This window comes from Companilactobacillus insicii (assembly GCF_003946015.1).
GTDB lineage: Bacteria > Bacillota > Bacilli > Lactobacillales > Lactobacillaceae > Companilactobacillus > Companilactobacillus insicii.
This window is the reverse complement of sequence record NZ_RHNU01000063.1, coordinates 1-1828: the sequence shown is the minus strand read 5'-3', so window position 1 is coordinate 1828 and position 1828 is coordinate 1. Positions and strand designations below refer to the sequence as shown.

Genomic DNA, 1828 nt, shown 5'->3' with positions numbered 1-1828 from the left:
TGTTTTGAACTTGATAAACTAATTAAGTCGCTTGTTAAGAAGTTCACTTCTTAACAGCTAGTAGACCTTTGAAAACTGAACAAAGTTTTAACAATCAATTGTGTAGGCCTTATTAATTTAAGGTTTTGAATTAAGAAACATTGACGAAGTCAATTTTCGCTAGTATTTAATGAGTCACAAACTTTTAATATGAGAGTTTGATCCTGGCTCAGGACGAACGCTGGCGGCGTGCCTAATACATGCAAGTCGAGCGAACTCTGGTTTTTGATTTTTGGTGCTTGCACCAAAATGATAAAACATTTGAGTGAGCGGCGGATGGGTGAGTAACACGTGGGTAACCTGCCCTAAAGTGGGGGATAACATTTGGAAACAAGTGCTAATACCGCATAACAACCTTTGCCTCATGGCAATCGTTTGAAAGATGGTTCTGCTATCGCTTTAGGATGGACCCGCGGCGTATTAGCTAGTTGGTGAGGTAACGGCTCACCAAGGCAATGATACGTAGCCGACCTGAGAGGGTAATCGGCCACATTGGGACTGAGACACGGCCCAAACTCCTACGGGAGGCAGCAGTAGGGAATCTTCCACAATGGACGAAAGTCTGATGGAGCAACGCCGCGTGAGTGAAGAAGGTTTTCGGATCGTAAAACTCTGTTGTTGAAGAAGAACATGCGTGAGAGTAACTGTTCATGTATTGACGGTATTCAACCAGAAAGCCACGGCTAACTACGTGCCAGCAGCCGCGGTAATACGTAGGTGGCAAGCGTTGTCCGGATTTATTGGGCGTAAAGAGAACGTAGGTGGTTTATTAAGTCTGATGTGAAAGCCCTCGGCTCAACCGAGGAAGTGCATCGGAAACTGGTAAACTTGAGTGCAGAAGAGGAGAGTGGAACTCCATGTGTAGCGGTGGAATGCGTAGATATATGGAAGAACACCAGTGGCGAAGGCGGCTCTCTGGTCTGTAACTGACGCTGAGGTTCGAAAGCGTGGGTAGCAAACAGGATTAGATACCCTGGTAGTCCACGCCGTAAACGATGAGTGCTAAGTGTTGGAGGGTTTCCGCCCTTCAGTGCTGCAGCTAACGCATTAAGCACTCCGCCTGGGGAGTACGACCGCAAGGTTGAAACTCAAAGGAATTGACGGGGGCCCGCACAAGCGGTGGAGCATGTGGTTTAATTCGAAGCAACGCGAAGAACCTTACCAGGTCTTGACATATCTTGAAACACTAAGAGATTAGTTTTTCCCTTCGGGGACAAGAATACAGGTGGTGCATGGTTGTCGTCAGCTCGTGTCGTGAGATGTTGGGTTAAGTCCCGCAACGAGCGCAACCCTTATTACTAGTTGCCAGCATTCAGTTGGGCACTCTAGTGAGACTGCCGGTGACAAACCGGAGGAAGGTGGGGACGACGTCAAATCATCATGCCCCTTATGACCTGGGCTACACACGTGCTACAATGGTCGGTACAACGTGCTGCGAACTCGCGAGGGCAAGCAAATCACTTAAAACCGATCTCAGTTCGGATTGTAGGCTGCAACTCGCCTACATGAAGCTGGAATCGCTAGTAATCGCGGATCAGCATGCCGCGGTGAATACGTTCCCGGGCCTTGTACACACCGCCCGTCACACCATGAGAGTTTGTAACACCCAAAGCCGGTGGGGTAACCTTTTAGGAGCTAGCCGTCTAAGGTGGGACAAATGATTAGGGTGAAGTCGTAACAAGGTAGCCGTAGGAGAACCTGCGGCTGGATCACCTCCTTTCTAAGGAAATGTGCGAAAGCACAACGGAATACACAAGTTAAAACTTTGTTTAGTTTTGAGAGGTCTACT

Annotated in this window: 1 rRNA gene; it reads left to right on the top strand. The window is 48.2% G+C overall.

What is annotated here, in order from left to right:
- Positions 1–185 precede the first annotated feature (185 nt).
- Positions 186–1759 (top strand): 16S ribosomal RNA (locus tag EKM79_RS12065).
- Positions 1760–1828 lie beyond the last annotated feature (69 nt).